This window comes from Rheinheimera gaetbuli, from assembly GCF_054781935.1.
The window spans coordinates 1-1,435 of sequence record NZ_BAAGTL010000051.1 but is presented as its reverse complement, the minus strand read 5'-3'; the positions used below and the strand labels follow the sequence as shown (position 1 = coordinate 1,435).

1 protein-coding gene is annotated in these 1,435 nt (G+C 58.3%); it reads right to left on the bottom strand.

Annotation, left to right across the window (positions count from 1 at the left end):
• A partial coding sequence (locus ACYVIC_RS19800) for a condensation domain-containing protein (RefSeq protein ID WP_460862720.1) occupies nt 1-1,435 on the bottom strand: 1,435 nt, incomplete at both ends.

Sequence of the window (1,435 nt, the reverse complement as noted above, 5' to 3'; positions counted from 1 at the left end):
CTGCTGCTCAAACAGGCTCCATACGTCGTCCGTGACGTCTGCTCCCTCACCCTGCCATTGGCTGAGTTGTTCAACCTCTGCGCTATCCAGTAACGGTTCATCGCAACGCCCCTCTGCGCCGGCCAGCAGCTGCGACAGGCAGCGACGGTATAGCCCGACCGCACGGGTTAAATCGGCTTTACTGTATTGCTCATGGTCAACTTCCAGCATCAGATAAATCTGCTCACTATCCGGCGTTAACCCCGCCTGCAGAATAAAACCATAGTTGGAGTGCTCAAAACCGGCCGCCTCCAGCCCTTCAGCGCCACGGCCAAACAACAGGCTCTCACCATCTGCCGCCTGCGTTGCATACGCCCTGAAGTGGGTGTAGTTAAAGAGGGTCTGGAACAAATCGCCACCATACTCCCGCTTCAACGTCGCCATCGGATAACGCCGGTGGCTCCACAGCGCCTGCTCCTGCTTCGACAGTGCTTTGATCCAATCCAACCAACTGCCCGACGGCACCCTGGCACTCAGCGGCAGGCTGTTCAGAAACAACCCCAACAGCGACTCACCGCCCAGACTCTCCGGCCGGCCATTGGTCACCACCCCGGTGCTCAACTCTGCTTCACCACTGAGACTGCTCAGCGCTTTAAAATGTATCGCCAACAGTACGCTCTTCAATGACACGCCCAGCGATGCCGCCAGCGCTTTAGCCTGCGCCGTCTCCTCAATACTCACCGGTACCATGGCGCGCTCGACGCCCTGGCCTCGACTGTCATCCTGAGATAAAATGCGGGTTGGCTGTAAAGTGGCTAAGACCCCCTGCCAGTGATCCAACGTCTGGTTGTCATGCAGCGCCGCCTGCTCCAGCCCGATATAATCACGGTATGCGCTTGCCATCACCGGCAGCTCAACACTGACATCCGCCAGCGCCGCCTGGTACAGCTGTGTCAAATCACGCATCAGGATAGACGTACTCCAGCCATCCAGAATGGCATGATGAAAGCTCAACCCTAATACAAAGCCCGTATCTTTATGAACAAACACCTGACCGCGCAGCAGCCCCGGGCGCTGCCAGTCAAAGCCCTGCGCTTTCTCCTGCGCCATCCACCGCGTCAGACTGGCCTGGCGCTGCACCACACTCCAGCCCTGCTGATGCTCCACTGCCAACGCAGGCAGTGCATCCCGATACACCAGTTGTAGCGGCTCACCGTAGCGCTCCATGTCAAAAGCGGTGCGTAAAATAGCATGGCGCGCTACCAGTGCCTGCCAGGCCTGACGCAAGGCGGCTTCATCAAAGCGCAGTTGCACTGTGTGGGTCATAATATCGTGATAGGCTGAATGCGCCCGCTCACGCTCACTGTGATATAGCATGCCCAGTTGGGTTTGCGACACCGGGTAAGCATCCTCTACGCCCGCAGGTAAGGCCGCCTGCACCTCTGCATCAACCAGC